The organism is Streptomyces sp. W16 (assembly GCF_033194735.1).
In the GTDB taxonomy this organism is placed as follows: Bacteria; Actinomycetota; Actinomycetes; order Streptomycetales; family Streptomycetaceae; genus Streptomyces.
The window spans coordinates 1-5102 of record NZ_JAWOAI010000623.1; the positions used below are offsets into that span (position 1 = coordinate 1).

The window sequence follows — 5102 nt, forward strand, 5'->3', positions numbered from 1 at the left end:
GCCCGGCCGACCGTGAGGCCCGGCGGCGGGCGCTACTCCTCGGCGCCGCGAGCGCGGTGGTCGTCGCGCTGGTCGCGGTCGCCGTCGTATGGGCGTCGTATCTGGTGGTGGACCCCGGACTGCGGTTCGCGTCCACGGAACCGGTGCCCGCCGTGCACGGGCTGCGCGGGCGGGTGGTCGAGCTGCTGCCGTTCCCGCGGGCGTTCCTCGACGGCATGCGCATCCAGTTCGGCCTTGAGGACTACCCGTGGCAGGGCTTCCTGTTCGGGCACCTCTACACCGGGTCCCACTGGTACTACCTGCCTGCCGCGTTCCTGGTGAAGACCCCGCTCGGCATGCTCGCCCTGTGGGTGGCGGGTGCCGTCACGGTCGTGGCGGTACGGCGGCTGCGGCCGGCGGCGCCCTATCTGCTCGTGCCCACCGCGGTGCTGCTGGCCGCGGCGATGGGCGGCTCGCGGGACTTCGGTACGCGGTACGCGATCTTCGTGCCGATGTTCCTGGCGGTCGCGGCGGCCTGTGTGCCGTTGCTGCGATGGCGGTGGGCCGCGCTGTCCACGGGGTTGTTGGTGGCGTTCGTCGCGGTGAGTTCGCTGCGGACGTTCCCCTACTATCTGCCGTACTCCAACGAGGCGTTCGGCGGTCCGGCGAAGACCTATCTGCGGCTGCACGACTCGAACGTGGACTGGGGCCAGGACCTCGGCCGGCTCGCCGACCGGCTCCGTGAGCGCTACCCGGGCGAGCGGATCTGGCTGGTCTACAAGGGCAGCGGTGTGCCGTCGTACTACGGCATCCAGTCGTCCGATCCGCGCAAGGTAGGCGTGCGCGAGGTGCACGGCCTGCTGGTCGTTTCGGACACCTCGATCGACAAAGCCCGCGGAAAACTGGCCGAGTTGATCGACAGCAGTCGCCCGATCGATCAAGTCGGTCATTCGATCACCATTTACCGGCGCTGATCGCCCTCTGGTCACAACGCTCTGTGAGCTATGTTGAGTGACCGTGGGAGACAAAGGAGGCGGATCCGTGCCATCGCCGCAGCAGGCACGCGCCCAGGCATCCGCGATCACCTCGGGAAAGACCGACCCGGAAGTCGGGGCGGCGCCGACTTCCCAGCTCCGCGAACTCTTCGACGGGCCACGGCTGTCGCCGGGTCAGCGGCGCATCGCGCAGTACCTGATCGAGCACATCACCGAGGCCGCGTTCCTCTCCATCACCGATCTCGCGGAACGCGTCGGGGTCAGCCAGCCCTCGGTGACCCGGTTCGCCGCGGCGGTCGGCTTCAGCGGCTACCCGGCGCTACGGGAGCGGCTGCAGGCGATCGCCCTGAGCACCCTCGCGGGCGGCCCCGCGGCGGAGGTGAACCGCAGCAACGAACTGCAGGCCGCGGTCGACGCCGAGATCGAGAACCTGGAGAACCTGCGCCGGGACTTCGCCGACCCCGACCGGCTGATCGGCGTCGGCCGCGAACTGTCGGCGTCCACCCCGCTGACCGTCCTCGGCCTGCGCATCTCCGTCTCGCTGGCCGAGTACTTCGCGTACGCCGCACGCCGTATCCACCCCGACGTACGGCTGGTCACCAGGGGCGGCAGCGTCGCCTACGACGCGATCCTGCAGTCACGCGAGGCGGGCGGCACCTGGCTGCTCGCCTTCGACATGCCGCGGCACGCGCACGAGACGCTCACCGCGATCCGGGTGGCCCGCAGCGCCGGGCTCAAAGTGGCCCTCGTGACCGACCTCGCGCTCGGCGCGCTGGCCGACGAGGCCGACATCACCTTCGCCACCGGCACCGGCTCCCGCCTGGTCTTCGACTCCTACGCGGCGCCGGGCGTGATGGCTTCCGCGCTGCTCCAGGCCATGACGGACGCCGATCCCGAGCGCACCCAGGCCCGCCTTGAGGACTACGAGCAGATCGCCGAGCAGCACCAGTTCTTCATGCGGGACTGACCCGCCACTCCCCCATCGAATCACTTCAGACAGGGACGATTCCACCCATTTCGCGCATGAATGTTTTCATACGCCTTGCAAAGAAGACGGCATATATAAATACTGCTCACGGATCGCGTCCGGCCCACTCCGGACCTGTTCCGCACCCGTGAGCCCAGCGCTCGCACCCGCCCCGAGAAAGCACCGGTCCGCCCATGCGCACGCTGCTCCACCTGCCGCGCCGGCGACACCCGTCCTCCGGGGCTCCTGCACGGACACCCCCAGCCGCCGTCTCCTACCCGCGTCGGCGCCAGGGGTGTTCGGTCGGGCATCGCCTGCGCGAGCGCCCAGGGCGGCCCCGGTCATCCCCTAGACCGGGGCCGCCACACACCGTCGAACCACCCCCCGCGACGCCGCACACCGGGAAGCGATGACATGCAACTCACCACCACCCGCATCAGCCAGGACTGGCCCTGTCAGGTCAAGACGCCGGGCAGCTACGACTGGGAGCGCTCGGCCGCCAAGTGGCTGCGCGAGCTGGTGCCGGCCCGCTACGCCAGCTACCCCGCGTTCATCCGCCACCCCGTGCTGCTCGCCCGCCATGCGCAGATCCAGGTCCAGCACGAGATCCGCGTGGCCCGCACCGCCCTGCAGACCGCACGCGCCGACCTGCCAGGCATCGGCCTGCCGGAGTCTGTCATCGAGCACACCATCAAGCTGTACGCCGCCGAGCTCCTCCAGCTGCAGCACATCGCGCGCAGCGTCCGCGCCGTGACCGAGGCACTGGTCGGACACAGCACGGGACGCTGACCGGCGGCGACGGCACGGTGCCCTTCCCAAACCGGAGGCCAGGCCGATGAGTGGCTCCCGTATTCCAGGTCTGGTCCTGCCCGGAGTGTTTCTGCTGGCCCTCGTCGTAGGCGCGTTCTGGTACTGGCGACACCACGACGACGAATGACCGGGCGCGAGCCCTACTGGCCGGCGTCGGGTGTCGTGCGTGACTCCAGGTCCTTGCGGGTGTCGTCGCCGTAGACGCCGTTCTCGTCGCCGCGGATGCCGTACCAGAGCTGGAAGCGGGCGACCGCCTCCTTGAGGGTCGCGTCGTACCGGCCGCTGGTGGAGCCGTTCTCGTAGACGTTGGGGATGCGCAGGAGGCGTTGTTCGAGCTCCGTCACCTGGGCGCCGCTGTCTCCCTCGCGGAGGGTGCCGGCGCCGTCGGGGTCGGCGGCGCTCGTGGCGGTGGCGGAGGTCACCGGGGTGGGTGTGGTGACCGGCTGCGCGGTGCTGGCCTCGCCTCTGCCGGGCAGCAGGAGGGCGCAGGCGAAGCCGACCAGGGCGGCGGCGCTGACGCCGATGGTGATGGCGGCCCGGCGCAGTCCGGGGCCGAAGGGGCTGTCGCTCGGTACCGGGCGCAAGTCACCGCGTACGGGCGGCAGTTCCTGTGTCTCGTCGTCGGAGCCGAAGAACGGCCGGGACACCGGGACCGACTCGAAGACGGAGGAGTCCCGGCGGGGCTCCCGCAGCAGTTCCGCGAGATTGTCGGAGCGGCGGCGGCGCAGGACACGGGCGGGTTCCAGGACCGGGCCGCCGGACGAGGCTCCCGGTTCGGGCGGTGTAGACACACTGCTCTCCTTCCGTTCCGCGCGCACGGATCTCCGCCATCCCTCTGAGATACGCGCGTTCGGCCTCAGGAGTTCACGTCACGCTCCGACGAACCGGTGCAGGGACGCCTTCAGCGCGGCGACGAACGCGTCCCGGCGTACGTCGTCGAGTGCCTCCAGGGAGAGGTAGGGGTTCAGGTCCTCCAGCTCGACCAGCAGCAGTTCACCGTCCGGGGCACGGCAGGCGTCGACGCGCTGGATGCCGTGGTCGATGCCGTTCCAGTCGATGAACCGCTGCGCGAACTCCAGGTCGGCGGCGGTGGGTTCGTACGCTTCGAGCCGCCAGCGCTGCCCTGTGTCCGGGGCATGCAGGGCGTACTGGAAGTCGTGGTCGACGAAGTAGAAGGACACCTCGTACGAGAAGTCGACGCACGGCTGGACCAGGACGCTCCCGTCGGCGAGGGCGGGCAGCCGGTCCGCCGGGACGATCCGCAGACCGATCGAGTCCGCGCCGAGCTTGGGCTTGACCACGTACCGGTCCGTGCGCGGCAGCCGGTCCAGGTCCTCGATCCGGTCGACGGTCGGGATGACCGGGAATCCGGCGGCACTGAGGTCCAGGAGGTACTGCTTCCCCGCCATGTCCGCCCGGCCCGACAGCTGGTTGTAGACGCGGGCCCCGGCCTCGGTCGCGCGCTCGCGGAACGCGTCGTACTCCTCCTGGTGTCCGAGGACGGGACCGCTGTTGCGGACCACGACCGCGTCGAATCCGTCCATCAGCCCGGCCGCGTCCAGCGGATGACACAGCGCCAGGTCGAAGTCCGCGCGCAGCCGGGAGGTCAGGTCGATGTCCTCGTCGCAGTAGCGGCGCCCACGTGCCTGATACGCCAGATCGGTGACGTACAGGATGCGGGGGCGGGCCGGAGGCAGGGAGGGCATGCCGGTTCTCCTTGGCTGAGGGTGTGGAGAGCGTTCGCGCGTAATGATCAAAACGGTCGTCCCGGGTTCACCGGGTGGGCGGCCCGCCTCCGCAGGAGGCACGGATCCTCAACTCGGGGAGGAGTTCCACGTGTTGGCGAGGGACCGGCCGCGCTCCGTTCCCGCGCTCGGCGAGCCTTCGCAGCAGCAGCTGAGCGGCCAGCTCCCCCACCGACCGCTTCGGCGGGGCCACGGCGGTGAGCGGGACGTCGGCGAGCGGGGCGACCTCGTCGTCGTAGGCGATGAGCGCCAGGTCGTCGGGGACGCGGATGCCGCGAGCCCGGAGCCGGGGCACGAGCACGATCGCGTCCTCGTCGCTGTGCACGAGGGCGGCGGTGACACCGCGTCGGCGTACCGCGTCCGCCAGGAAGTCCACGCTCGCCTCGTAGTCGCCGTGTTCGCGGACCGAGGGGGCGCCCGGGGCGGCTTCGAGACCGAGGGAGCGTACGGCCGACTCGTATCCTGCGGTGATCCGCTCGGCGTGCGGGCCTTCCTGGAGTACCGCGGTGATCCTGCGGTGGCCGAGGGCGGCGAAGTGGGCGACGGCGACCGCGGCGCCGTGGGCCCGGTCGGTGCGCACCCGGTCGAGGGCGGCGGCCGGGTTGC

General features: G+C 70.8%; 5 protein-coding genes and 1 pseudogene. 3 read left to right on the forward strand and 3 right to left on the reverse strand.

Annotation, left to right across the window (positions count from 1 at the left end; all coding sequences use genetic code 11):
• From R6V09_RS45475 to R6V09_RS45485, 3 genes and pseudogenes are all read left to right on the forward strand, one after another.
• Nucleotides 1–953: pseudogene (locus tag R6V09_RS45475) on the forward strand (phospholipid carrier-dependent glycosyltransferase); the annotation flags it as partial.
• A 67-nt stretch (nucleotides 954–1020) separates the two neighbouring features.
• Nucleotides 1021–1941 carry a MurR/RpiR family transcriptional regulator gene (locus tag R6V09_RS45480; RefSeq protein WP_317887345.1) on the forward strand — a complete coding sequence of 307 codons (921 nt, stop codon included), beginning with the start codon at nucleotides 1021–1023 and terminating at the stop codon, nucleotides 1939–1941.
• Nucleotides 1942–2355: 414 nt separating this feature from the next.
• Nucleotides 2356–2730, forward strand: coding sequence for a hypothetical protein (locus R6V09_RS45485; RefSeq protein WP_093623389.1), 375 nt, complete (start codon nucleotides 2356–2358; stop codon nucleotides 2728–2730).
• A 161-nt stretch (nucleotides 2731–2891) separates the two neighbouring features.
• Here R6V09_RS45485 and R6V09_RS45490 read toward each other — a convergent pair whose 3' ends face one another.
• The 3 genes from R6V09_RS45490 to R6V09_RS45500 form a co-directional block, all read right to left on the reverse strand.
• Entirely contained in the window at nucleotides 2892–3542 is a 651-nt protein-coding gene (locus tag R6V09_RS45490; RefSeq protein WP_317887346.1) for a peptidoglycan-binding domain-containing protein, read from the reverse strand.
• A 78-nt stretch (nucleotides 3543–3620) separates the two neighbouring features.
• Complete coding sequence (locus R6V09_RS45495; RefSeq protein WP_317887348.1) at nucleotides 3621–4448, reverse strand: hypothetical protein; 828 nt, start codon at nucleotides 4446–4448, stop codon at nucleotides 3621–3623.
• Between the two features lie 76 nt (nucleotides 4449–4524).
• A partial coding sequence (locus R6V09_RS45500) for a substrate-binding domain-containing protein (RefSeq protein ID WP_317887347.1) occupies nucleotides 4525–5102 on the reverse strand: 578 nt, incomplete at its 5' end.

Excerpts from the sequence above, each read along its gene's own strand:
- R6V09_RS45485 (WP_093623389.1), top strand. The coding sequence starts at position 2,356 with ATGCAACTCACCACCACCCGCATCAGCCAGGACTGGCCCTGTCAGGTC.